Annotated in this window: 23 protein-coding genes; 17 read left to right on the top strand and 6 right to left on the bottom strand. The window is 67.5% G+C overall.

What is annotated here, in order from left to right; all coding sequences use genetic code 11:
- The 4 genes from QN239_RS12915 (at nt 1) to QN239_RS12900 (ending at nt 3344) form a co-directional block, all read left to right on the top strand.
- On the top strand, nt 1-105 hold the full coding sequence (locus tag QN239_RS12915) for an Ms4527A family Cys-rich leader peptide (RefSeq protein ID WP_372517317.1): 105 nt from the start codon (nt 1-3) through the stop codon (nt 103-105).
- A 114-nt stretch (nt 106-219) separates the two neighbouring features.
- Entirely contained in the window at nt 220-1887 is a 1668-nt protein-coding gene (locus QN239_RS12910) for a nitrite/sulfite reductase (RefSeq protein ID WP_499010823.1), read from the top strand.
- 52 nt (nt 1888-1939) lie between these two features.
- Entirely contained in the window at nt 1940-2632 is a 693-nt protein-coding gene (locus QN239_RS12905; protein WP_499016728.1) for a phosphoadenylyl-sulfate reductase, read from the top strand.
- A gap of 10 nt (nt 2633-2642) precedes the next feature.
- Entirely contained in the window at nt 2643-3344 is a 702-nt protein-coding gene (locus QN239_RS12900; RefSeq protein WP_499010822.1) for a sirohydrochlorin chelatase, read from the top strand.
- Here the strand turns inward: QN239_RS12900 and QN239_RS12895 are convergent, their stop codons facing one another.
- From QN239_RS12895 to QN239_RS12875, 5 genes are all read right to left on the bottom strand, one after another.
- Nucleotides 3345-4394 carry a sulfate/molybdate ABC transporter ATP-binding protein gene (locus QN239_RS12895; protein ID WP_499010819.1) on the bottom strand — a complete coding sequence of 350 codons (1050 nt, stop codon included), beginning with the start codon at nt 4392-4394 and terminating at the stop codon, nt 3345-3347.
- A gap of 17 nt (nt 4395-4411) precedes the next feature.
- On the bottom strand, nt 4412-5224 hold the full coding sequence (gene cysW / locus QN239_RS12890) for a sulfate ABC transporter permease subunit CysW (RefSeq protein ID WP_499010817.1): 813 nt from the start codon (nt 5222-5224) through the stop codon (nt 4412-4414).
- Nucleotides 5221-6084, bottom strand: coding sequence for a sulfate ABC transporter permease subunit CysT (gene cysT / locus QN239_RS12885; protein ID WP_499010815.1), 864 nt, complete (start codon nt 6082-6084; stop codon nt 5221-5223). Before cysT ends, cysW begins: the two co-directional genes overlap by 4 nt.
- A complete protein-coding gene (locus QN239_RS12880; RefSeq protein ID WP_499010813.1) occupies nt 6081-7115 on the bottom strand; it encodes a sulfate ABC transporter substrate-binding protein in 1035 nt (344 codons plus the stop codon). The genes cysT and QN239_RS12880 overlap by 4 nt, the downstream gene beginning before the upstream one ends.
- Nucleotides 7116-7474: 359 nt before the next feature.
- Nucleotides 7475-7669 carry a hypothetical protein gene (locus tag QN239_RS12875; protein WP_499010811.1) on the bottom strand — a complete coding sequence of 65 codons (195 nt, stop codon included), beginning with the start codon at nt 7667-7669 and terminating at the stop codon, nt 7475-7477.
- Nucleotides 7670-7698: 29 nt separating this feature from the next.
- Between QN239_RS12875 and QN239_RS12870 the strand changes: the two genes are divergently transcribed.
- Entirely contained in the window at nt 7699-8943 is a 1245-nt protein-coding gene (locus QN239_RS12870; protein ID WP_499010810.1) for an FAD-dependent oxidoreductase, read from the top strand.
- Between the two features lie 67 nt (nt 8944-9010).
- Nucleotides 9011-10993, top strand: a complete 1983-nt coding sequence (locus QN239_RS12865; protein WP_499010808.1) for a glycoside hydrolase family 15 protein — start codon at nt 9011-9013, stop codon at nt 10991-10993.
- Nucleotides 10994-10997: 4 nt separating this feature from the next.
- Here the strand turns inward: QN239_RS12865 and QN239_RS12860 are convergent, their stop codons facing one another.
- Nucleotides 10998-12248 carry a thioester domain-containing protein gene (locus tag QN239_RS12860; RefSeq protein WP_499010805.1) on the bottom strand — a complete coding sequence of 417 codons (1251 nt, stop codon included), beginning with the start codon at nt 12246-12248 and terminating at the stop codon, nt 10998-11000.
- A gap of 356 nt (nt 12249-12604) precedes the next feature.
- Here QN239_RS12860 and QN239_RS12855 point away from each other — a divergent pair, with 356 nt between their 5' ends.
- The 11 genes from QN239_RS12855 (at nt 12605) to QN239_RS12805 (ending at nt 25850) form a co-directional block, all read left to right on the top strand.
- Entirely contained in the window at nt 12605-13528 is a 924-nt protein-coding gene (locus QN239_RS12855; protein WP_090353484.1) for a family 2A encapsulin nanocompartment shell protein, read from the top strand.
- Nucleotides 13515-15473, top strand: coding sequence for a family 2A encapsulin nanocompartment cargo protein cysteine desulfurase (locus QN239_RS12850; protein WP_499010803.1), 1959 nt, complete (start codon nt 13515-13517; stop codon nt 15471-15473). Before QN239_RS12855 ends, QN239_RS12850 begins: the two co-directional genes overlap by 14 nt.
- Before the next feature lie 191 nt (nt 15474-15664).
- The gene (locus QN239_RS12845; protein WP_499010801.1) at nt 15665-16438 is read left to right on the top strand and encodes a hypothetical protein; all 774 of its coding nucleotides are present in this window, start codon (nt 15665-15667) and stop codon (nt 16436-16438) included.
- Nucleotides 16435-17637: an adenosylhomocysteinase gene (locus QN239_RS12840; RefSeq protein ID WP_499010799.1), complete on the top strand. Its 1203-nt coding sequence runs from the start codon at nt 16435-16437 to the stop codon at nt 17635-17637. Before QN239_RS12845 ends, QN239_RS12840 begins: the two co-directional genes overlap by 4 nt.
- On the top strand, nt 17634-19286 hold the full coding sequence (locus QN239_RS12835; protein WP_499010798.1) for an ABC transporter ATP-binding protein: 1653 nt from the start codon (nt 17634-17636) through the stop codon (nt 19284-19286). The genes QN239_RS12840 and QN239_RS12835 overlap by 4 nt, the downstream gene beginning before the upstream one ends.
- 13 nt (nt 19287-19299) lie before the next feature.
- Nucleotides 19300-19863: an ECF transporter S component gene (locus QN239_RS12830; RefSeq protein WP_499010797.1), complete on the top strand. Its 564-nt coding sequence runs from the start codon at nt 19300-19302 to the stop codon at nt 19861-19863.
- Nucleotides 19863-20678 (top strand): energy-coupling factor transporter transmembrane component T family protein, encoded by an 816-nt coding sequence (locus QN239_RS12825; protein WP_499010795.1) that lies wholly within the window; start codon nt 19863-19865, stop codon nt 20676-20678. Before QN239_RS12830 ends, QN239_RS12825 begins: the two co-directional genes overlap by 1 nt.
- A complete protein-coding gene (locus tag QN239_RS12820; RefSeq protein ID WP_499010792.1) occupies nt 20675-21940 on the top strand; it encodes an amidohydrolase family protein in 1266 nt (421 codons plus the stop codon). The genes QN239_RS12825 and QN239_RS12820 overlap by 4 nt, the downstream gene beginning before the upstream one ends.
- Before the next feature lie 49 nt (nt 21941-21989).
- A complete protein-coding gene (locus QN239_RS12815) occupies nt 21990-23213 on the top strand; it encodes a GNAT family N-acetyltransferase (RefSeq protein ID WP_499010791.1) in 1224 nt (407 codons plus the stop codon).
- A gap of 82 nt (nt 23214-23295) precedes the next feature.
- Nucleotides 23296-24921, top strand: a complete 1626-nt coding sequence (locus tag QN239_RS12810; RefSeq protein ID WP_499010788.1) for a dipeptide ABC transporter ATP-binding protein — start codon at nt 23296-23298, stop codon at nt 24919-24921.
- Complete coding sequence (locus tag QN239_RS12805) at nt 24918-25850, top strand: ABC transporter permease (RefSeq protein WP_499010786.1); 933 nt, start codon at nt 24918-24920, stop codon at nt 25848-25850. The genes QN239_RS12810 and QN239_RS12805 overlap by 4 nt, the downstream gene beginning before the upstream one ends.
- The last annotated feature ends 1 nt before the right edge of the window (nt 25851 follow it).

Genomic DNA, 25851 nt, shown 5'->3' with positions numbered 1-25851 from the left:
ATGTCGGGCGTGACCGCCGCCCGCAACAGCACCACCGGAATCGCTCTGGTGGCACGGCGGCATGTCGACTTCAAGCGCACCTGTAGCTGTTGCTGTCTGCCTTGAGGCTGTAGACCTGTCCACCTGTACCCCCAGCTGGCCGACGGATCTGCGCCGCCGGACAGCCACCGGTGGTCACGCGCTATCCCTCCGCCGGCTCCTCCACTAAGGAGCCCGTTCATGACGACTGCGAAGCCGGTGAAGCGACCGCGCGGCGAAGGCCAGTGGGCGCTCGGTTACCGCGAACCGCTGAACGCCAACGAACAAGCCAAGAAGGACGACAACCCGCTCAACGTGCGAGCGCGGATCGAGAACATCTACGCCCCCGGCGGCTTCGAGAGCATCGACAAGGGTGACCTGCGCGGCCGTTTCCGCTGGTGGGGCCTCTACACCCAGCGCAAGCCGGGGTTCGACGGGACCTGGACCGGCGATGAGAACACCGACATGCTCGAGGACTCCTACTTCATGCTGCGGGTCCGCAGCGACGGCGGCGCGCTCACCGCGGCCGCACTGCGCGCCCTCGGTGGTATCTCCACCGAATTCGCCAGGGACACCGCCGACATCTCCGACCGCGAGAACATCCAGTACCACTGGATCGAGGTCGAGAACATGCCGGAGATCTGGCGGCGTCTGGATGCGGTCGGCCTGCAGACCACCGAGGCGTGCGGCGACTGCCCGCGCGTGGTGCTCGGTTCGCCGTTGGCCGGCGAGTCCCTCGACGAGGTCATCGACGGCACCCCGGCCATCCACGAGATCGTCAAGCGCTATATCGGCAAGCCGGAGTACTCGAACCTGCCGCGCAAGTTCAAGACCGCGATCTCCGGCCTGCAGGACGTGGTGCACGAGGTCAACGACGTCGCGTTCATCGGCGTCGACCACCCAGAACACGGCCCCGGCTTCGACCTGTGGGTCGGCGGTGGACTGTCGACCAATCCGATGTTGGCCCAGCGCCTCGGGGTGTGGGTGCCGCTGGACGAGGTGCCCGATGTCTGGGAGGGCGTGGTCAGCGTCTTCCGGGACTACGGCTACCGCCGCCTGCGGGCCAAGGCCCGGCTGAAGTTCCTGGTCAAGGACTGGGGTGTGGAAAAGTTCAGGGAAGTTCTCGAGCAGGAATACCTCAAGCGCCCGCTGCTCGACGGACCTGCCCCCGAGCCGGTGACCCGCCCCATCGACCATGTCGGAGTCCAGCGCCTCAAGAACGGCCTGAACGCCGTGGGTGTCGCCCCCGTCGCGGGCCGGGTCTCGGGCACCATCTTGACCAAGGTCGCCGACCTGGCCGAGTCGGTCGGTTCGGACCGGATCCGGTTCACGCCGTACCAGAAGCTGATCATCCTCGACGTGCCCGACGAAAAGCTCGACGAGCTGCGGGACGGGCTCGACGCCCTCGGATTGCCGTCGGCACCGTCGCATTGGCGACGCAACCTGATGGCCTGCACCGGCATCGAGTTCTGCAAGCTGTCCTTCGCCGAGACCCGGGTCCGGGCCCAGAGCCTGGTGCCGGATCTGGAGCAGCGCCTCGAGGACATCAACGCCGAGCTGGACGTCCCGATCACGGTCAACATCAACGGCTGCCCCAACTCGTGTGCCCGCATCCAGATCGCCGATATCGGGTTCAAGGGACAGATGGTCGACGATGGGAACGGGCCGGAGGAAGGCTTCCAGGTGCATCTGGGCGGCAGCCTGGGGCTGGACAGCGGTTTCGGGCGCAAACTGCGCCAGCACAAGGTGCTGTCCTCCGAACTCGGTGAGTACATCGAACGTGTCGCGCGCAACTTCGTGAAACAACGCGAGCCCGGTGAGCGTTTCGCCCAGTGGGCCCTACGGGCCGACGAAGCGGATCTTCGATGAGCGCTTGCGCGAAGAGCGAGGACAGGGGTAGGCAATGAGCAACGACGCGCAGATGACGGCGGAGAACCTGCGAGGGATCGCCGAACGCGGCGCCAGAGAACTCGAGGGCGCGGGCGCGATGGACCTGCTGCGCTGGACCGATCGGAATTTCCGCGGTGACTACATCGTGGCGTCCAATATGCAGGACGCGGTGCTCATCGCGCTGGCCGCCAAGGTGCGCCCCGGTGTCGACGTGATGTTTCTCGACACGGGTTACCACTTCGTGGAGACCATCGGGACACGCGACGCCGTCGAGGCGGTCTACGACGTCAAGGTGCACAATGTCGCCCCCGAACGCACCGTTGCCGAGCAGGACGCCCTGCTGGGCAAGGACCTGTTCTCCCGCGACCCCGGTGAATGCTGCCGGCTCCGCAAGGTCGAGCCGCTCAGCAAGGCGCTGAAAGGATTCTCGGCGTGGGTGACGGGTATCCGTCGCGTCGAGGCGCCGACCCGCGCGAACGCACCACTGATCAGTTTTGACGAGGCCTTTGGCCTCGTGAAGATCAACCCGCTCGCGGCGTGGACCGACGACGAGATGCAGAACTACATCGACGACCAAGGCATCCTGGTCAATCCCCTTGTCTACGAAGGGTATCCGTCGATCGGGTGCGCGCCGTGCACCAGCAAGCCCGTCGAGGGCGCCGACCCGCGCAGCGGTCGCTGGGCCGGGCAGGCCAAGACCGAATGCGGTCTGCACGCTTCCTGAAGAGGACCCGGTGAGCATCCTCGTCCTGACCGCCCACGGTAGCGCCGACCCGCGCTCTGCCGCAACGACGTACGCGGTGGCCGACACCATTCGTCGGATCCGGCCCGGTATCGATGTCAGACCTGCGTTCTGCGAACAGAATTCACCCAGTCTGACCGACGTGCTACGCACGGCCGGCGACGGCGCGGTGGTCACCCCGCTGCTCCTCGCGGACGCCTACCACGCGCGCCAGGACATCCCCGCGATGATCGCCGAGTCCGGGGTCGCCGCCCGCCAGGCCGATGTCCTCGGCGAGGACGACCAGCTGGTGGCGGTGCTCCGGCGACGGATCGCCGAAGCTGGCGTGTCCCGGCTCGACGGCGTCGGGGTCATTGTGACGGCGGTGGGTTCCTCACGCGCCGAAGCGAATTCGCGCACCGAGACGGTTGCCGAACAGTTGGTGGCCCACACCCGATGGACGGCGGCCACCGCATTCGCAGCCGGACCGCACCCGAACCTGGCCGAGATCGCCGACCAGCTGCGGGCTCGCGGTGCCACCCGGCTCGTCATCGCACCGTGGTTCTTGGCCCACGGCCGGATCACCGACCGGGTGGCGGCATTCGCCGCCGCACGGGGCATCCCGATGGCGTTGCCGCTCGGGCCGCACCGGCTGGTCGCCGACACGGTGCTGGACCGCTTCGACGCCGTCTGCAGCACCCGCGCCGCGGCCTGACTACACGCTGGACAGCGCTTGCGCCGCTGGGGCGTCGCCCGCCAGATTCGGCACGCGGGTGGCCCGCACGTACACGGTGTCACCGTGCTTGAGGCCGAGCGCCTCCGCGTCACCACGGGTGATCTGCGCGGTGAACGGCGTGTTGTCGGTCGCGCTGGTCAGCTCGACACGTACCTCGAAGCCCAGCACCACGATCCGGTCGATGACCGCCCGGATCACCCCAGTGGCGGCGACATTCGGGTCATCACTGGCGATCGCCAGATCCGGATTGCGTCCCACCCGGATGTCATGCGGACGCACCAGTGAACCGTTGACCGAGGACACCGCGCCGAGGAAGGACATCACGAATCCGTTGGCCGGTTCGTCATAGACCTCGGTGGGCGAGCCGACCTGCTCAATGCGGCCCTTGTTGAGCACGGCGATCCGGTCGGCCACATCCAGTGCCTCGGCCTGGTCGTGGGTCACCAGCACCGTGGTGACGTGGACCTCGTCGTGCAGCCGGCGCAACCAGGCCCGCAGATCCTCGCGCACCTTCGCGTCCAGCGCACCGAAGGGCTCGTCGAGCAACAGCACCTGCGGATCCACCGCGAGCGCGCGGGCCAGGGCCATCCGCTGGCGCTGACCGCCGGAGAGCTGATTCGGATAGCGGGTCTGGAAGCCGGCCAGACCGACCACCTCCAGCAGGTTGTCGACCTTGTCCTTGATCTCGGCCTTCGGCCGCTTGCGGATCTTGAGGCCGAACGCCACGTTGTCCCGCACCGTGAGGTGTTTGAACGCGGCGTAGTGCTGGAAGACGAAACCGATGCCGCGCCGCTGCGGCGGCACACCGGTGACATCTTTGCCCTTGATGGTGATGGCCCCGCTGTCCGGAACGTCGAGGCCGGCGATCGCCCGCAGCAGGGTGGACTTACCCGAACCGCTGGGTCCCAACAGGGCGGTCAGCGACCCGTCCGGGACGACGAAATCGATGTTGTCGAGGGCCACGAAGTCGCCATAGCGCTTGTTGGCGCCCTTGACGGTGATGGCGTTGGTTGTCTCTTTGGAAGTCACTGTGTCTCCTAGGGGCCCTATTTTGCCGCCCGGGCACGCCGGGCGTCGAGAATCACCTGAATGACGAGCACGATGACTGCGACGGTCATCAAGAGAGTCGAGACCGCATAGGCGCCGTACTCCTGGCCGCGGCTGTATCGATCGGCCACCAGCAGGGTCAGGGTCTGCGAGGTCCCCGGCAGATTGGACGACACCATGATCACGGCGCCGAACTCGCCGAGGGTGCGCGCAATGGTGAGCACGATGCCGTAGGTCAGACCCCACCGGATGGACGGCAGGGTGATCCGCCAGAACGTCTGCCACCACTGCGAGCCCAGGGTCGAGGCCGCCTCTTCCTGGTCGGTGCCCAGTTCGTGCAGCACCGGTTCGACCTCTCGGATGACGAACGGAACGGTGACGAAGATGCTGGCGAGCACGATGCCGGGCAGACCGAAGATGATCTTGAAGCCGAGGTTGTTCTCGACGAAACCGAGCAGGCCGGCACTGCCCCACAGCAGGATCAGTGCCACACCGACCACGACCGGTGACACCGCGAAAGGCAGATCGATCACCGCCTGCAGCGCGCTCTTGCCCCGGAATCGGTTGCGGGCCAACACCAGTGCGGTGGGCACCCCGAACAGCACGTTGAGCGGTACCACGATCGCCACCACCAACAGCGACAGCTGCAGGGCGGAGATGGCGGCCGGAGTGGTGATCGAGGCGATGAACGTGCCGATCCCCGGCTCGAACGTACGCCACAGGATCAGCCCCACCGGGACGATCACCAGGACGGTGACGTAGGCCAGCGCCAAGAATCGGACGAGGTAGCGCACCGGGGACGACAGCGTCATTTCGCCAGTTCCTCACGCTTGGCCGCCCGAGACCCCACCGCCCGCAGGATGAACAGCACGACGAACGAAACCAGCAGCAGCACAATCGAGATCGCTGCCGCACCGGTGCGGTCATCATTCTCGATCAGGGTGCGAATCCACTGTGAGGACACCTCGGTCTCCCCGGGCACCGCACCACCGATGAGCACCACCGAGCCGAATTCGCCGATGGCACGGGAGAAGGCCAGGCCCGCTCCGGACAACAACGACGGTAGCAGCGCGGGCAGGATGATCCTGGTCAGGATGGTGAAGCTGTTGGCACCGAGCGAGGCCGCCGCCTCCTCGACCTCGCGGTCCAGTTCGAGCAGCACGGGTTGCACCGAGCGCACCACGAACGGCAGCGTGACGAACAGCAGCGCCACCCCGACACCCCATTTGGTGTGCTGCAGGTGCAGATCCACCGGGCTGTTGGGCCCGTAGAGCGCCAGCATCACCAGGCTGGCGACGATGGTCGGCAAAGCGAACGGCAGGTCGATGACGGCATCGACCAGGCGCTTGCCGGGGAAGGTGTCGCGGGTCAGCGTCCAGGCCACCAGGAGGCCGAACACCAGGTTCACCAGCGTGACGCCGATCGAGATCGTCACGGTCACCTTGAACGATTCCAGCGCCGCATTGGACGTCACGGCCTGCCAGAACGCGGTCCATCCGCCTCCGGCGGATTGCCAGAGGATGGCCGCCAACGGGAGCAGCACGATCACCGACAACCAGATCGAGGCGGCCCCCACCCGTAACGAGGTGGTGCCGAACTGCCGGGCCCTGGGGTCCCGGGACGCCCCGGGAGCCGAAGCTCCCGGGGCGCCGTCAGTGACAGCAGAGGTCATCCGGTGGCCTGCTTGTAGATCTTGGTGATGCTGCCGTTGTCCTTGTCGAACAGCGCCGGGTCGACGTCCTTCCAACCGCCCAGGTCCGCGATGGTCCACAGCTTCTCCGGGGTCGGGAAGTCCTTGGCGAAGTCGGCGGCCACGGCGGGGTCGACCGGGCGGAAGCCCGCCTCGGCCCACAGCTTCTGGCCGTCGGCGGTGTAGAGGAAGTTCTTCAGTGCGGTGGCCTGCTGCAGGTGGGCGCTGGTGCTCACCACGGCGACCGGGTTCTCGATCTTGAAGGTCTGCGGCGGGTTGATGTGCTCGACATCCTTGCCCTGCCGCTCGACGTTGATCGCTTCGTTCTCGTAGCTGATCAGCACGTCACCGGTGCCCTGCAGGAACACATCGGTGGCTTCGCGACCGGAGCCCGGGCGGGTCTTGACGTGCTCGGTGACCAGTTTGTTGATGAAGTCCAGGCCCGCGGCCGAGTCCTTGCCGCCGTTGCTCTTGGCGGCGTACGGCGCCAGCAGGTTCCATTTGGCCGAACCGGAGCTCAGCGGGCTGGGGGTGACGACCTCGATACCGGGCTTGAGCAGATCGTCCCAATCCTTGATTCCCTTGGGGTTGCCCTTGCGGACGACCAGGGAAACCACCGATCCGAACGGGATGCCCTTGGTGGCGTCGGCGTTCCAGTCCTTGGCCACCTTGTCGGCCTTCACCAGCCGCGTGACGTCGGGCTCCACGGAGAAGTTCACGATATCGGCCGGCTTGCCGTCGACCACACCGCGCGACTGGTCTCCGGAGGCGCCGTAGGACGTCGTCACGGCGACACCCTTGCCCTCGGGGGTGGCGGCGAACGCCGGGATGATCTTGCTCCAGCCGGGCTCCGGCACCGCGTAAGCCACCAGGGTCAGCGTGGTGTCGGCCTTCGCGCCTCCGGTGTCACCGGCCACGTCGCTGGATCCCCCACCGCCGCACGCGGCGAGCAGGGTCGCCGACACGGCCAGCGCTGCAGCCGCACTCCAGCGCGACTTGATTCTCTCGGACATTAACGGCCTTTCCTTCGATTCTGACGGGATGGGGCGGAGATGAGCCCGTCACGACGGAGGAGATGGCCGGGGAACGATGGCTGGATGACAGCCACCACCGACGCCAAACCGCGAGACGGGTTGGGGTCAGCGACAACAGTGCACAGTGATGCCAGCGCAAAGATCAACGGCAGACAGAGCCAGGACATGGCTCGTCATGCTGCCGGACACTGCGTGCATGGCGCGAAGCCTAACAGAATCGACTCAGTCCGCTATACGGGTGTGTCCCACACCGCATCAACGGGTGAAGTACCAGGTCACGAGGACGAGCGCGATCAGAATGAGCAGGATCAGGGTGACGCGGGACCGGGGCATCTGGTTCATCGCGGATCCTCGTCCTCATGGGGGGCCCGGCTCAGCAGTTTGATGCCGTTACCCAGGGCACCGTCGAGCACCACCGCGATGCCATAGGCCAGCGCCAGCACCACGGGCATCACCACCGCGGTCTGCGCGACGAAGCCCAGGCCGGACAGCCACAGTTCGACGCCGTCCCACCAGCTGAGGATCCCACCCATGTGGTTCACAGTAGTGCCACGATGAGGCCATGCCGACAACCCCCGATGCCACCGGATGCCTGATCGCCGGCGGCGGCCCGGCCGGAATGATGCTGGGCCTGCTGCTGGCCCGGGCCGGCGTGGACGTCACCGTCATGGAGAAGCACGCCGACTTCCTCCGCGACTTCCGCGGTGACACGGTACACGCGAGCACCTTGCGCGACCTGGACGAACTGGGTCTGGGGCCCGCGTTCGCGGACGTACCGCACCGGCTGATCGACACGATCAGCATGTCCGTGCAGGACACCCCGGTGGACATCGACCTGCGGCATCTTCCGGGCCGGCACCAGCACATCGCACTGGTGCCGCAGTGGGATTTCCTGGAATTGCTGGCCGCGGCGGCCGAGCGGGAGCCGTCGTTCAGGCTGTTGCGCAGCACCGAAGTGTTGGGTCCGTTGCGGTCCGGTGGTGCGGTGGTCGGGGTGCGCTACCGCGACGCCGACGGCGAGCACGAGATGCGCGCCGATCTGACGGTCGCCTGCGACGGTCGCGGATCGACACTGCGGGACGGAATGGGCCTGGTGCCCAAGAGCTTTGGGGCGCCGATGGATGTCTGGTGGTTCCGGCTGCCCCGCACCGAGGGAGATCCGCACGGTCTGGCCGGGGTGCTCGGTGCCGGCCACGCGATGATCGTCATCGATCGCGGTGACTACTACCAGTGCGCCTACATCATCCCGAAGGGCAGCGATGCCCGGCTGCGCGCCGAGGGCATCGAGGCCCTGCACCGCGGCGTGGTGGACCTGGTGCCCTGGCTCGGCGACCGGATCGGCACCCTCACCGATTTCGATGACGTCAAATTGCTCGACGTCCAGCTCAACCGGCTGCGGCGCTGGTACACCGACGGGCTGCTGCTGATCGGCGATGCGGCCCACGCGATGTCCCCGGTCGGCGGTGTGGGCATCAACTTGGCGGTGGCCGATGCCGTGGCGGCGGGGCGCATCCTGGCCGATCCGTTACGGGCCGGTCGGGTGAGCACACGGGATCTCGCCAGGGTGCAGGCCAGACGCTGGGTGCCGACCGCGTTGATCCAGGGGGTGCAGCGTGCCATCCATGCCAAGGTGATCGCAGTCGCCGTCGGCGGCGCCGACAATCCGGCTCCCGTGCAGGGTGCCGCCACGACGGCACCGGCTCCGGTCCGGATGTTCAACCGGATCCCGTTGCTGCGCAAGATCGCCGGGTACGGCGTGGCCATCGGACCACTTCCGGAACACATCCCGGCGTTCGCCAGGCGATGACCCGGCAAAAGGCGGCGTAGCTGCTACCGGTGGACGGCGGACCGCTCGGCAGTCGATGATGTCGGGCATGGTCCTGGAACACACCGATCACGAGGCGCCGCTCTCGGTCACCGCGCCCGTCCCCTACGCGAGTGCGAGCGGGACGTTACGGAACCCGTTCCCGCCGATCGCGGACTACGCGTTCCTGTCCGATTGCGAGAACACCTGCCTGATCTCCGCCGCCGGCTCGGTGGAATGGCTGTGCGTCCCGCGCCCGGACTCCCCCAGCGTGTTCGGCGCCATCCTGGATCGCAGCGCCGGGCATTTCCGGCTGGCCCCCTACGGCGTCACCGTCCCCTCGGCGCGGCGCTACCTGCCCGGCTCCCTGATCATGGAAACCACCTGGCAGACCCATACCGGCTGGATGATCGTGCGTGATGCCCTGGTGATGGGCCCCTGGCACGACATCGACACCCGCTCCCGGACCCACCGGCGCACCCCGATGGACTGGGATGCCGAACACATCCTGCTGCGCACCGTGCGCTGCGTGTCCGGCGTCGTCGAATTGGTGATGAACTGCGAACCGTCCTTCGACTACGGCCGTCAGTCCGCCACCTGGGAGTACTCCGCGGCCGCCTACGGCGAAGCGATCGCCCGCTCACACAAGGACCCCGAGGCCCACCCCTCCCTGCGGCTGACCACCAACCTGCGGATCGGTCTGGAGGGCCACGAGGCGCGCGCCCGCACCCGGCTGACCGAAGGGGACAACGTCTTCGTCGCGTTGTCGTGGTCCAAGCATCCGGCACCGCAGACCTTCGAAGAGGCCTCGGAGAAGATGTGGAAGACCAGCGAGTCCTGGCGGCAATGGATCAACATCGGCGATTTCCCCGATCACCCCTGGCGTTCGTACCTGCAGCGCTCGGCGTTGACGCTGAAGGGGTTGACCTATTCGCCCACCGGCGCCCTGCTGGCCGCCCCCACCACATCGTTGCCCGAAACACCACAGGGCGAACGCAACTGGGATTACCGCTACTCCTGGATCCGCGACTCCACCTTCGCCCTGTGGGGGCTGTACACCTTGGGTCTGGATCGGGAGGCCGATGACTTCTTCTCCTTCATCGCCGATGTCTCCGGCGCCAACAATGGCGAACACCACCCGCTTCAGGTGATGTACGGCGTCGGCGGCGAACGCAGCCTCGTCGAGGACGAGCTGCACCATCTGTCCGGGTACGACAACGCCCGCCCGGTGCGCATCGGCAACGGCGCCTACAACCAGATGCAGCACGACATCTGGGGCACCATGCTCGATTCGGTATATCTGCACGCAAAGTCCCGCGAGCAGATCCCCGAGGCGCTGTGGCCCGTCCTGAAGAGCCAGGTCGAGGAAGCCATCAAGCACTGGAAGGAACCGGACCGCGGGATCTGGGAGGTCCGCGGCGAACCGCAGCACTTCACCTCCAGCAAGATCATGTGCTGGGTGGCCTTGGACCGCGGCTCCAAACTCGCCGAGTTGCAGGGCGAGAAGTCCTATGCGCAGCAGTGGCGCGTCGTCGCCGAGGAGATCAAGGCCGACATCCTGGCCCACGGCGTGGACTCGCGCGGGGTGCTCACGCAGCGCTACGGCGACGATGCGCTGGACGCCTCGCTGCTGCTGGCCGTGCTGACCCGCTTCCTGCCGTCCGACGATCCGCGGATCCGGGCCACCGTGCTGGCCATCGCCGATGAACTCACCGACGAGGGCTTGGTGCTGCGCTACCGCGTCGAGGAGACCGACGACGGCCTGTCCGGTGAGGAGGGCACCTTCACCATCTGTTCGTTCTGGCTGGTGTCGGCCCTGGTGGAGATCGGTGAGGTGAGCCGCGCCAAGCATCTGTGCGAGCGGCTGCTGTCCTTCGCCAGCCCCCTGCACCTGTACGCCGAAGAGATCGAGCCCCGCACCGGGCGCCACCTGGGCAACTTCCCGCAGGCATTCACCCACCTCGCCCTGATCAACGCGGTCGTCCACGTGATCCGTGCCGAGGAGGAAGCCGACAGCACCGGGGTGTTCCAGCCGGCCAACGCACCGGGGTGAGCAACTAGAAGGTGATCTCGAAGTCGATCACCGTCGGCGTCGGCACGGCCAGCGCGACGGGCGTCAGCCGGTGGTCGTCATAGGCGACCCCGGTGATGACCCGGCCGCCGAATCCATTGGATGCTGCGGGCACGCTGGCGGTCACCACGATCTGGCGGCTCTGACCGGCGGGACGTAGGTAGATCTCGCGGCCGGGCGTAACCGGACCTTCGATCGGGGCTCCATCCCGCTCGACCAACGTGCCGCCGATAGCTGACAGGGCGGCGGTGTCGGTGGCGTCGAATCGGAACGGACCGAGAATCCCGTCGGCGTCGATGACGGCGCGGTCCGCGGTGAGTCGCGGCACCACCGTCAGCCGCCGGGCGGTGTCGGCGCCGGCCAACAGGTAGTCGTACAGCGCGACGACGCGGTCGGCGTTGCGGTAGTTGCCGGATCCGTGCAGCGAGAAGGTCACGTCGTCGATGTCGACGGAGACGGTCCGGTCGGCGATCACCTGCAACCGGTAGAAGCGATAACCGCGGTGCCGGCGGCCCGGGCGGGTTTCCGAGGTCGTCGCACCCACACCGAGCGTGGTCCGATACCGGCCGGCGCCCGCGGCCACGTTCAATTCCGAGCCGGCGACGTCACGCCAGCGATGGCCGTCCACCGATTTCTGCAGCACCAGCGAGGCTGCCTCATCTGCACTGAGTTCGACTGTGTAGCTGCCCAATTGGGGTTCACCTTCGAACTCGAAGGTCATCGACTCCGGCTCGCTGAGGACATTGACGGGGACGTTGAGTGGCCGATTGTCCAGCTTCAGACCATTGGTGAAATGCCAGATCGCCGCCTGCGTGGCCGCGATCGCCTCGTGCTCGGCCAGGTGCGAACCGCCCCGCAAGTGACCGGCCGCACGCAACCGACGGCTGAGCTCCGCGGTGCCCAGCGTCGGGAACGAGTTCCGGATGATCCAATCCACCTCGGCCTCGACGGCCCGCGCCGACACATTGGGCACGGCGGACCAGTTGGCCGGCCGATAACGCGAAGGGACAGTCGGGGCCACCCCCATGAAGTCCAGCGAGTACGCGTCGATATTGGGGTTGAGCCTGATCAGGTCGGTGCGCGCGGTGGTCCCGTCGGAGAACACGATGGTGTCGACCGTTGGCGAGAAGGTGCCGCCGCGGTAGCGGGTCATTCGGGCGATCTCGGGGTCGCGGCGAACGACGCGGCGCACCGCGACGGCGGTACGGGTTACGGCAAGCAGAGGTAGAGCAGACATCGAACGTTGCTTTCTGGTGGCTGTGAGAACGCGTATCCACACACCGCCAGGGATGGGCGGGCAGAAACGCAGGGGCCGGCGTCAGAAAATCAACAACAACAACAACGCACGACGACGGGGCGCGCGAAAGCGCGGCGCATCCGGGCGTCGTGAGACATGGGCCCCACGATACGGCATACGCGCGAGAAAGCCACCCTGCCGAGTGCCTCCGAACTGACGACAGCGTCACACCACAGGGTCCTCCCACCAGCTCTGGGGAGTTTTCCCTCTCGTTGCGTGCTAATCATGTGGAGACACAAGCGACCCCGTATCGTGGCCGCCGCATCACACAACAGAACCCCGTCGGAGGTAGCACCATGACGTCTGCCCAGAACGAGTCGCAGGCTCTCGGCGATCTCGCCGCCCGGCAGCTTGCGAACGCCACCAAGACAGTTCCCCAGCTGTCGACGATCACCCCCCGTTTCCTGCTGCACTTGTTGTCTTGGGTGCCTGTGGAGGCCGGTATCTACCGGGTCAATCGGGTGGTCAATCCCGATCGTGTCGCGATTCACGCCGACGAGGGCACCGGCAGCGACGATCCGCTGCCGGAGACCTATGTCGATTACGAGACGAGCCCGCGCGAGTACACGCTGCGCTCCATCTCGACGCTGCTCGATGTGCACACCCGGGTGTCGGACCTGTATTCCAGCCCGCACGATCAGGTCGCCCAGCAGCTGCGGCTGACGATCGAGACCATCAAGGAACGCCAAGAGTACGAACTGGTCAACAACCCGGAGTACGGCCTGCTGTCGCAGGTCACCCCGGAACAGACCATCTCCACCCGGCGCGGCACGCCCACTCCTGATGATCTGGATTCGCTGATCACCAAGGTCTGGAAGACGCCCGCGTTCTTCCTCACCAATCCGCTCGGGGTGGCCGCGTTCGGCCGCGAGGCGACCCGCCGCGGAGTGCCGCCACCAGTGGTGAGCCTGTTCGGCGCGCAGTTCATCACATGGCGCGGTATCCCGATCGTGCCCAGCGACAAGGTGCCGGTCGAGGATTCCAAGACCAAGTTCATCCTGGTGCGCACCGGCGAGGAGCGCCAGGGTGTGGTCGGGCTGTTCCAGCCGGGCCTGGTCGGCGAGCAGGCGCCGGGTCTGTCGGTGCGGTTCACCGGTATCAACCGGTCGGCGATCGCGTCGTATCTGGTCACCCTGTACTCGTCGTTGGCGGTGCTCACCGACGATGCGCTCGCGGTACTGGACGACGTCGCAGTGGACCAGTTCCATGAGTACAAGTGAATATCGGGGCGAGCGAAGCGACGGGAAAGAGTACAGATCCCTTGATGCCGAAGGCGAGCTGCCGATAAGCGAAGCCGAGCTGTCGGCGCTGGCCACCCAGTTGTTCGCGACGAGCATCCGGCCCGGTCCGGACAGCCCGCCTGCGACCACTCAGGTGGCTCCGCGCGGGGTGGCACCGGATGTCACGACGGCGACCTCTGCGGGCTCCACCGCCGCCGGCGCCGCCCATCCGGCCACTCCGGCCGAGTTCGTCTCGGTGCCAGCGGTGAACGTTCCGGCCCCGACTTCGCCTGGGCCCGAAGGCATTCCACCGGGTGTGGCGCCGGTGGCGCCCCGGTTCTCCCCGTCGCTTCGCTCGCCCCTGGACGGCAACGCTGCGAGCCCGATTGCGCCGATCGGTGGGTTGGGGGCGTTCGCGGTACCGGATCTCTCCCCGTCGCTTCGCTCGCCCCTGACGGGCCTGGTGCCGACGGCACCCGGTGTGCTGGCGGCCCCGCCGTCGGCTCCCCCGGCGCCCAGCTCTTCCCCGTCGCTTCGCTCGCCCCAGCGCGGTAACGCGCCGGTCTGGCCGGGTGCGGTGCCGGAGGTGCCCGATCTCGGGTGGACGGGCGCCCCGCCGGCGTCGCAGGACGCCGACGGGTACTACTTCCTGTCCACCCCCACCACCAGTGTTGATGCGGCCCCGCCGGTTTCGACTCCGGTGCCGCTGATCCGCGACGACCACGAGATCTTCGATGTCAACGCGATCCGCGCCGACTTCCCGATTCTGCGCGAAACCGTCAACGGCAAACCGCTGATCTGGTTCGACAACGCGGCGACCACTCAGAAGCCGCAGTCGGTGATCGACCGGCTGGCCTACTTCTACGCGCACGAGAACTCCAACATCCATCGTGCGGCGCACGAGTTGGCGGCCCGGGCGACCGATGCGTACGAGGATGCCCGCGAAGCGGTGCGCCGGTTCATCGGGGCACCGCGGTCCGAGCAGATCATCTTCGTGCGGGGTACCACCGAGGCGATCAACCTGGTGGCCTATTCGTGGGGCGGCAAACATCTGGGCCCCGGCGACGAGATCGTCATCACCCACCTCGAACACCACGCCAATATCGTTCCCTGGCAGCTCATTTCGCAGCGGACCGGTGCGGTGCTGAAGGTGGCCCCGGTGGACGACGCGGGCAACCTGCTGCTTGGCGAGTTCGAGAAGCTGCTCGGACCGAAGACCAAGCTGGTCGCGGCCACGCATGTCTCGAACGCCTTGGGCACGGTGACCCCGGTGGACAAGATCGTCGAACTCGGGCATCGCTACGGCGCGCGGGTGCTCATCGACGGTGCACAGTCCATCCCGCATGTCCCGATCGACGTGCAGTCCCTGGGCGCGGACTTCTTCGTGTTCTCCGGGCACAAGATCTTCGGACCCACCGGGATCGGCGTGCTCTACGGCACCGAGGACGCGCTCGCGGAAACCCCACCCTGGCAGGGTGGGGGCAACATGATCGCCGACGTCACGCTGGATCGCGCCATCTACCAAGGCATCCCGAACAAGTTCGAGGCCGGCACCGGCAATATCGCCGATGCGGTGGGTCTCGGCGAGGCGATCCGGTACGTGGAGCGAATCGGCATCGAGCGCATCGCCGCCTATGAGCACGCGCTGCTGGACTATGCCACTCCGCGGCTGGCCGACATCCCCGGGGTGCGTCTGGTCGGCACGGCCGAAGAGAAGGCCAGCGTGCTGTCCTTCGTGCTGGCCGGGCACGAGCCATTGGAGGTCGGGAAAGCACTGAACTCCGAAGGCATCGCGGTGCGGGCAGGTCATCACTGCGCACAACCGATCCTGCGCAGGCTCGGCCTGGAAGCCACCGTGCGTCCATCCTTCGCGTTCTACAACACCTTCGACGAGATCGACGTCTTCCTGCGCGCGGTACGCCGGATCGCCGAAGGCTCGCTTTAACCTTGTGCTCAGAGGTGGAGCTGCCCCGAATCAGCTGATTCGGGGCAGCTCCACCCTGATCGCGCGTAGTCGGTACGGCGTGCTCACTCCGTCGCCCTGAACAGAAGCTTTGCAGGGCAACCGGTCCCGTTTGCAGTCAGCCTGAATGTAAGCATTGTCGCGCCCGCAGGGCGCCCGGTACAACGATAGGGTTGTCCGATCTCCTGCTCCGCGCCCCGAGCGCCACATCTGTCGCGACACGGGTATCCGCCCGTGTCGCCGCCGCACGCCGGTCGGACCTGACCGTCGACCCCGCGGTCGACGCCATCACCACGGCGGCGATCAACGCACTATGGGCCACGCTGGCTCGCCCGGATTCTGAGACCCTTGGCACCACCGTGGTGCGTCCTGGGGACTTCGCGGCATCGCCGGTGGTCGCCGCCTACGAGGCACGCGTCTGGGCGGACCTGTTACTGAGCTCGTTTGCGCGCGAGACCAATCTGCTGCTACCGAGTACCCGCTTCCTGGTGCTCGGCTCCGGCCGGGTGGCCGATGCACTCACCGCCGCGCTGACCCGGTTCGGGAGCCGGGTCGCACTCGCCGCGGCCGACGCGATCGGGGTGTGGGAGATCGCGTCCCGATACGCGGTGCCGTCCCGGTACATCAGCGAATCACGCTACATAGCAGGCGATATCGACGTGGTGCTGACGACCGGAGTCGGCCATAGCCCGTTGACCCTGGACGCCGTGACGCCGGGGCCGCGCCCCCTGGTGGTCGTCGGCAACCCGGAATTCGGCACCGCCGCTGGGTCCGCGCGGGCACTGCGACGGTTCGACGGGCCGCGACCGCTGTTCGTCGTGCCGCCCGTGGAGCCGGATATCCTGCTCCACACCGTCGCCGGGATTCGCGCCGGCTACGCCGTCCTGTTGGCCACCGTCGGAGCGCAGCACGCCGACTCCGCGCTCGCCGAGGCGTTGCAGCCATGACAGCAGCGCTGTCCACTGCGGGCCGGGACAAGATCGACTGGGCACGCCGATTCATGCCGGTCACTACTGCGCTGGCAGCCGAATTGTGCACGAGCGCACTGGTATCGGGACGCCGGATCGGGTTGTCGCTGGTCCTGGAACCCAAGACCGCGAACCTGGCGCTGAGCCTGGCCGCGGCGGGCGCGGACGTGTCCGTGGTGTGCGACGGCACCAGCACCCGTGACGACGTCGCGGCGGTGCTGCGCCAAGCCGGCATCCCGGTCTTCGGGCACGCCGGTGCCGATCGGCAGACCGATCACCTACTCGCACTGGAGTTTCTGGACCGCGGCCTCGACATCCTCGTCGACGACGGATCGCATCTGATCCGGCTGGCCCATACCGAACGCCCCAAGCTGCTCGACACCCTCATCGGCGCGTCGGAGGAGACCACCAGCGGGCTGTGGCCGCTCCACGCCATGGCACGTGCGGGCCTGCTCCGGATCCCGGTGATCGCGGCGAATGACGCCCGCTGCAAAACCCTGTTCGACAACGGTTATGGCACCGGCCAATCCACCGTTCTGACCATTACCGACCTGCTCGGCACCACACTGGCCGACAAGACGGTGGCGGTGGCCGGCTACGGCTACGTGGGACGCGGCGTGGCGCGTGCGGTGAGCGCACTGGGCGCGACCGTCACGGTGGCCGAGCTCGACCCCGTCAAGGCGCTGGAGGCCCTGCACGCCGGCTTCGCCGTCGCACCGCTGACCGAAGCCGCGGCCGCAGCTGATCTGCTGATCTCGGCGACCGGGGTGGCGCACACCGTCGACGTCGAACATCTGCTTGCACTTCCCGACGGTGCGGCGGTTGCCGTCGCCGGTGGCGTCGATCAGGAGATCGCCATCGACGCTACTGTCGCCGCCGGTGCCCGCCGGCGTACCGTGGCTGCCCGCGTCGAGGCGTTCGAACTACCCAACGGCCACTCGATCCTGATCCTCGACGACGGCGGTTGCATCAACTGCACTGCCGGAGAGGGCAATCCGGTCGAGATCATGGACCTGTCCTTCGGTGTGCAGCTGCTGGCCGTCGAATTGCTGGCCACCTCGGGGGCGGGTCTGCCGGCCGGGGTGCACCCACTGCCCGACGCGGCAGACGCCCGGGTGGCACGGGCCAAGCTCGACAGCCTCGGTATGCGTATCGACACTCCGGGAGCACATCCGTGAGCGCCCTGGCCACACTGCGGGACGTTACCGTCACGTACCGCACAGCGAACCAGCCGGCGATCGCCGGGGTGAATCTGGCGGTGCACCCCGGTGAGCTGATCCTGCTTGCCGGACCCTCGGGCTGCGGCAAGAGCACGGTGATGCGAGCGCTCAACGGTCTTGTCCCTCATGCCTATCGCGCCGAGGTCACTGGTGCTATCCGGGTTGACGGCACAGACACCACCAGCTCGACCATCCGCGATATCGCCGATACCGTCGGCACTCTGCTGCAGAATCCAGCCAAGCAGGTGGTTGGGCATTCGGTACTCGCCGATATCGCGTTCGGGCTGGAGAACCGTGGGCTGCCCGCCGCGCAGATCCTCGATCGCGTCCACGAAGTCGCAGACGCATTGCAGATCGATTCGGAGCTGCTCGATGCGGCCACCCACGAATTGTCCGGCGGCCAGCTGCAACTGGTGGCGTTCGCCGGGATACTGGCGCTGCAGCCCAAACTGATCATCGCAGACGAGCCGTTGGCCAACCTGGACCCCGACGCCGCGGACCAGGTCCTGCGCGCGCTGCGCCGTCATGTCGACAACGGCGGTGCAGCGGTGGTGATCGAGCATCGGGTCGACGATGTGGTGCCTATAACGCCCGATCGAGTGCTGTACCTGGACAACGGAATCACCACGTATACGGGTGATCTGGCCGGATTCCTGCGAACCGCCGACCCTGGCACGGTGAAGTTGCCCTTCGACGCATTGATCGCACGCGCTGCCGACCTGCCCACACAACGCCCCGCGACACCTGTCGAGGCCGGCCCCTCACTGCTGCGCTACGACGGCGCCGCCATCGGCTACGGCAGTGCGCCGATCCTGTCCGGCATCGACGCCGATCTGCTCGCCGGGCAGCACATCGCGGTGCTCGGCCGCAACGGAGCGGGCAAGTCCACCCTGCTGCGCGCCGCCGTCGGCCTGGTACAGGTGCTCGAGGGCCGAGTCACACTGGCCGGCCGTGAGATCGCCGACTACCGCGCCATCGAACTGACCGCCCTGTGCGGGTACCTGTTCCAGAACCCGGCCCAGGCCCTGTTCGCCGGGACCGTCGACGATGAGCTGGCGTTCGGCCCCCGCAACCTCGGATTCGAGGACGCCGAGATCCGCACGGTGGCGGCGGAAGCCCTGGCTGCCGCAGGCCTTTCACACGTGCGCGACATCGGTGGCCGCGCACCGCGCACACTGTCCTTCGGCGAGCAACGCCGCCTGGCGCTTGCTTTGGCACTGACGCTGCGGCCACGCACGCTGATCCTCGACGAACCGACTGCCGGCCAGGATGAACGGTCGGCAACCCATTTCCTCGACGCCATCTGGGCACTACCGGACATCGAGAGCATCTACTTCATCACTCACGACATCGACCTGGCGCTGTGGCGCTCGGACCGGGTCATCGTCGTCGACGACGGCAGGCTGGTCGCCGACGGTACGCCCAGGCAGATAGTCGACGACACCACGCTATGGCATGCAGAGCCGGACCCGGGCACCGGCCGCGCGGTGCTGCGTGAGACCGCCTATGTGCGCGCCGTCCGCTCGATATCACCGCTCGAAGAGCGGATTCCACCGCCGCACGAGCTCGCCCGCCAACTCAGCCGCAGCACCGCGGCACCCAGATAACGGAGGAATCGACATGACCGCAAACAGCGCCGCACCGGCGGCCAAACCCTGGACCGTCACCTCGCGCACCGTGGTGTTCGGCGCCGTCGGCGCCGCGCTGTACGGCGTCCTCGGGGTGTTCAGCTTCATCATTCCCGGCACCGCCAACGTGGCGATCCGCCCGGCACTGGCCATCATCCCGTTCGTCGGGCTCCGGTTCGGGCCGGTCGCCGGGTTCTTCACCGGACTCGTCGGCAACGCGATCGTCGACCAAATCCAGGGCTTCGGCTTCCTGACCTACTGGAACTGGAGCCTGGCCAACGGCCTAGTCGGCTTGATCGCGGGCCTGATCGCCCACTACTACCCCGAACCGCAGTCGCAGTCGCGACAGCTGCTGCGGGTCGCGGTGATCGCGGTGATCGCCGTGGTTGTCGGACTCGCCTTCACCATCACCGACATCTTCCTGGGCAACACGCTGTGGTACTGGTTCACCGCGGCATATCTGCCCGCAATTCTGAACACCGCGCTGGTCTCGGTGATCCTGGTGCCTGTGTTGGACCGGGCCTGGCAGCCGTTGGCCAACCGCGCCGGACGCTAGTGGAGACCCTCCGGTACCTGGCAGGAGACTCCTTCCTCGGCCGCCGCGATCCCCGGGTGCTGATTCTGGTGGCTGCACTGACCATCGTGGTGGTCGCACAAGTGCAGGATGTCCGGCTGATGGCCGTCGCCGCGGTGGTGGCCCTGGTCTACTATTTGTCGGCCGGTATCCCGTTCGCGGCCGTGCGCGCCAACTGGTTGTTCGTCGGGGTTTTTGTGCTGCTGCTGGCCGGGTTGAACGGGGTGATCGCCGGCGCTCAGCAGTACGCCGGCGTGGCCACCGAACTGTTCGCCATCCCTGGGATCGGGGTGGCGGTGTCCACGGCGACCGTGTCCTACACGGTGACGATGCTGTTGCGGTTTCTGGCGATCGCGGCCACCGGCTTCCCGCTGTCCTTCGCGATCCGTCCCGGCGACCTCTCGGTGGCCTTCGCCCGCCTGGGCGTACCGTCGAGGTTCGCCTACGGGATCGACCTGACCTTCCGCTTCATCCCTACTCTCGCAGCGAACCTCCGTGAAACCACTGCGGCGCAACGGCTTCGTGGATATGAGACCGGGAACACCCGTAACCCGCTGCGCCGCATCAGCCGGTTGCGCCCGCTCATCGTGCCCGTCACGGTCAGCGCCTTCGTCGACGCCGAGGATGTGGCCGACGCCCTCGATCTACGTGGCTTCGGGTCCCAGCGGCGTACCTGGTTGCGCACGTTGCGGTACGGGACGCCGGATCTGATCCTCCTCGGGTTCTGGGCGGCGGCGACGGTCCTCGCGACGGCGGCGTCGGTGACCGGACACATGCCCGGGCTGTGGTTCGGGTGACCGGCACCCGCGTCCACACCGCGCCATGGGTGCTCACCGGTGACCGTGCCGTCCGGCACGGTGCCGTCGCGGTCACCGGTGCACAGATCTCCTCGGTCGGCACCCTCGATGAATTACGCTCTGCCGGTGAGGTTGTGGAGTGGACCGGCACCCTGGTACCCGGGTTGGTGAACGCCCACACCCACCTGCAGTACACCCACATGGCAGCACTGGGCCAAGGAACCTACGCCAGCTTCGAAGAGTGGTCTGAAGCGTTCGAAGCCGAGTACTCCCGCCGCGATGGCTGGCGCGCCTCGGCCGAGGACGGGCTGGCGGCGGCGATCAGCAACGGCACCACCGCACTCGGCGATGTGGTGACGCACGCCGAGGCCCTCAACGTGCTGGCCGACGGCCGGGCGCACGGGATCGCCTACTGGGAGGTGATGGCCTGGCATGACGCCGACTGGGCCGAGCGCGGCAGACAGCAGGCCCTCGACGTGCTGGCGCAAGCCACCGGCGCGATCGGCCTCTCGCCACACGCGCCGTACTCGCTGGACACCGGGGTCCTCGACGATCTGGGCCGGCTGGCCCGCGAACTCGGGCTTCGCAGCCATGTACACCTGGCCGAGTCGGCGGCCGAGCACGAGTACGTCTTCCAGGGTGCCGGAGCGCTCGCCGAACAATGGCGGGACTGGGGGTACGGCGAGTTCGCGCTCTTGCGCCGCGGCGGCGCCGCGGTACGCGCCGTGACCTACGCCGACACCCGCGGGGTGTTGGGCGGGCACACCCATATTGCGCACGGCATCTATGTCGACGCCGAGGACCGTGCGCTGCTGCGCAGTACCGGCACGGTGGTGGCGCTCTGCCCCCGTTCCAACGCCGTGCTCGGGCTGGACGCCGCACCGGTCGCCGCCTACCTGCGGGAGGGCAATCTGATTGCCGTCGGCACCGATTCGCTGTCATCGAGCCCATCGCTCGATGTGCTCGCCGATGTTTCGGCGCTGTACCGGATCGCCCGCGCCCAGGGGTACGCCGCACCGGACCTGCATTCCAGATTGTTCGCCGCAGTGACCGCCGGTGGTGCCGCGGCGATGGGGCTGGATGACCGGCTGGGTAGCCTGACCGCCGGGAAGCTCGCCGACATCACAGTCGTGGGCATCGAGGAATCGACCGCGGCCGATACCTTGGCCGCCATCGTGGAAGCCGGCCAAGGGTCGGCCGAGGCGACGATCATCGACGGCGAGATCCGCTTCGCCCGGGAATCGGCTTTGATGTCCCGGTGAGTATTTGGCTTGGCTGCGGCGCGGATCCGTGGCAGAGTCGGCGATTCCCATGAGCATTCACGACATCCGGGTCCTGGACTCCGACGACGAACTGATCCAGGCCGGCAATGTCTTTCGCACCGCCATGATCGGATTCGCTCCCCTGGATACGGCGCAGCGCGACCTCATCGGCAAGCTGGCCGAACCGGGCCGCACGCTCGGTGCCTTCGTCGACGGCTCGCTGGTGGCGACGGCGGATTCGGCCGCCGGCACGCTCACGCTGCCCGGCGGTGCCCGAGTCGGTCACGCCGCGGTGACCCATGTCGGCGTCCTGCCGTCGCATACTCGCCGCGGTGTGGCCACCGCGCTGCTGGAACATCAACTGCGCGATATCGCCGCCCGCGGCGAGGTGGTGGCCTCGTTGCGCGCCTCGGAGGCCACCATCTACGAGCGGTTCGGCTATGCGGTCGCCAGCTCGTCGGGCACCGTCGAACTGCTCACGCAGCGTGCGGCATTGCGGCCCGGCATCGGGGCCGGCGGGCCGGTCCGGCTGCTCGACGCCGCCGAAGTCTGGGATGTCCTGCCGCGCATCTACACGGCCAACCGCCCGCCGCGGCCGGGCACGATCGACCGTTCGGCGGTGTGGTGGCAGGGCCAGCGGCTACGGGCCGAGGCCGCCCCCGGCGCCCGCTATGTCGCCGTACACGGCGCCCCCGGCGCGGAGACCGGCTTCGTGCGTTATCACCCCGTCGGTACCGATGCCTGGTTCGTCAGCGGTGAGCGCACCGTCGTGGTGGACGATCTGTTCGCCCCCACCGAGGAGGCCTATCTCGGGCTGCTGAGGTTCCTGCTGGACCTCGATCTGGTCGACAAACTGGCGTTCGGCATGCTGGCGCTGGATGATCCGCTGCCGTGGTTGTTGCGCGACCGGCGGGCGGCGCGGCTGACAGGGACCCGGGATGAGACCTGGCTTCGCGTGGTCGACGCCGCGACCGCGTTGGGCTCCCGCACCTACACCGGCACGGGAACGGTGACCATCGGCGTGACCGATCCCCTGTTGGACGCGAATTCGCGAACATTCGCAGTGTCGGCCGCCGCAGGTGTCGAACCCAGCACCACCACAGCACAACTGGAGGTTGGTATCACGTCGGTCGGTGCCGTGCTCCTGGGCGGGACTTCCTGGCACGATCTCGCTCTTGCCGGCCTGGTCCGGGTCAACGACGCGGCCGCCCTCGCGGTTGCCGACGAGCTCTTCCGCGTCGCCGAAGCACCGTTCTCCGGGATCTACTTCTAGTCGGCTCATAACTTCCGGTTGAGCGAAACCATCGGTGGCCGTTGACCGTTGGGCGATGATGTTCGCATGATCTGGGCGAGCGATGGCGCTGTTTGAGGTCAACGAGCTCGCCGTCACCCTGCATTCCGGAAGCCGCGTCAGCGGATGGCGAGCGGTGCAAGCCGTCACCTCGTTCAGTTTCTCGGTCGAGGACGGGCAGACGCTTGCCATCGTCGGCGAATCGGGTTCGGGCAAGAGCATCTCGTTGCTGGCGGCGACCCGACTGCTCGGCACCAACGCCGAGGTGACAGGGTCCGTCCGCTTCCAGGACCATGACCTGCTCGCATTGCGGCCCAGGGAGTTACGGCGGATCCTCGGCAGGGACATCGGCTTTGTGTTCCAGGACCCGCAGAGCAATCTGCACCCCTTCAAGACCATCGGGGCCCAGATCGACGAGGTGCTGCGGGTACATCGGTACGGCTCACGAAAAGCGCGGCGCAACCGCGTCATCCAGCTGCTCGACGAGGTCGGCATCGCCGATCCGGAGCACGCCTGCCGCAGCTACCCCGCCGAGTTCTCCGGCGGCATGCGCCAGCGGGTCATGATCGCCATCGCCATCGCCCTCAATCCCGCGCTGATCGTCGCTGACGAACCGACCACCGCGCTCGATGTCAGCGTGCAGGCCGGCATCCTCCGACTGTTGAAACGCCTGCAGCGCGAGCACGGCACCGCCATCGTCTTCGTCAGCCACGATCTCGGCGTCGTCCACGAGATCGCCGACACCGTCACCGTGGTACGCAACGGGAAAGTGGTCGAGGCGGGGCCGCGCGACCGCATCTACAACTCCCCGGAACAGCAATACACCCGCGAGCTGCTGGCGGCCTCACGACTGCACGACATCGCCGCCCCCGCCGTTCTCGCCCCGCCCGAGGACACCGAACCTCTGCTCCGCGTCGCCGGGCTGCGCAAGACCTACCGCGACCGCAAACGGCGCACGCGCCGCACCGTCATCGACAGTCTGGACTTCACCGTCCACCCCGGTGAGGTCGTGGGCCTGGTCGGTGAATCGGGATCAGGGAAGTCGACGGTCGGGCGCATCGTGGCCGGACTGCAGCACGCCGACTCAGGCGACATCCGCTTGGCCGGCACCCCCTATCCGACGGCCATCGACGACGGCGTGCCTACCCTGCCTGCGGCCACCCGGCGGTTGGTGCAGCTGGTGTTCCAGGACCCCTACTCGAGCCTGAACCCCCGCCGCACGGTGGGGCAGTCCATGGCCGAACCGCTGCGCGCACAGCGCATCGACCGCGCGCTGATTGGGCAGAAGGTCCACGAGGCGACCGATGCGGCGCGGCTGCCTGTCGCGCTGCTGGACCGCCACCCGGCAGAACTGTCCGGTGGGCAGCGCCAGCGCGCAGCGATCGCCCGGGCACTCGTCTTGTCTCCGCAACTCATCGTCGCCGACGAGGCGCTGTCCTCACTCGACGTCACCACCCAAGCGGAGATCGTCACGCTCATCCAGACCTTGGTGGCCGAGCGGCGGACCGCTTTCCTGTTCATCACCCACGACCTCGGGGTGGTGTCCACACTGGCACACCGGGTGATCGTGCTGGGCCCCGACGGGGTCGAGGAGAGCGGCACCACGGCGGAGGTGTTCGGAGCACCACAGTCTGCCTACACCCGGGCGCTGCTCGACGCGGTGCCACGAGCACAGGTGCGGGCCTCATGAGCCAGCTGCTGCTGCGGCCGGCCACCGGTACCGCCGTCGCACGCCGCGGCCGGCTGACCAGCATCCTCGCTGATCCCGCACTGGTGGCGGGCACACTACTCGTCAGCATCGTGGTCGGTGCGGCCCTGCTCGCCCCGGTGGCCGCCGGCCTCACCGGGCACGGACCCAACGATCAGTTCCCCGACGACACACTGGATGCCGCCGGGTTGCCGATCACCGGCGGACACGGCTTCCTGCTGGGTGCCGACGGCAGCGGCCGTGATGTGTTCATCAGGACCCTCTACGGCGCGCGAGTATCGCTGGGCATCGGCATTCCGGCCACCACCATCGCCATGCTCATCGGCGTGGCGGTGGGCCTGGCCGGCGGCTACCTCGGAGGACGGGTCGACGCGGTGCTGTCCGAACTCACGAACATCGCGCTCGCCTTCCCGTTCTTGGTGACCGCGCTGAGCGTCGTGACGCTCAACCGCGGCACCGCGGGCACGAATCTGATCGACCCGATCTTCGTGGTGATCGGCATCGTGGCGCTGTTCTCCTGGACGTATTTCGCACGCCTGGTCCGCAATTCGGTGATCGAGATCAGGTCGAAACCGTTCGTCCTGGCCGCGATCGGCGCAGGCAGCTCGCCCACCAGGGTGATCGTGCGGGAGATCCTGCCGAACATCCTGCCGACGGTGATCATCTACTGGGCGGTGCAACTGCCGATCAACATCATCGCCGAGGCCTCGCTGTCCTACCTCGGCGTCGGCATCAAGGCACCCACCCCGAGCTGGGGCACGATGATCGCCAACGCACAGGACTCGGCGCTGTACCAACCGCAGCCACTCATGCTCATCGCCCCGGCCGCGGCCCTGTTCGTCACGGTGTTCGGGTTCAACGTGCTGAGCACCCGGCTGCGCAACCGCTTCGACCCCGCATCGGCGGGCTGAG

Source organism: Mycolicibacterium sp. Y3 (assembly GCF_051188035.1).
In the GTDB taxonomy this organism is placed as follows: domain Bacteria; phylum Actinomycetota; class Actinomycetes; order Mycobacteriales; family Mycobacteriaceae; genus Mycobacterium; species Mycobacterium fluoranthenivorans.
Note: the sequence above shows the minus strand (reverse complement) of the source record. Positions and strands in the feature narration are given on the sequence as shown.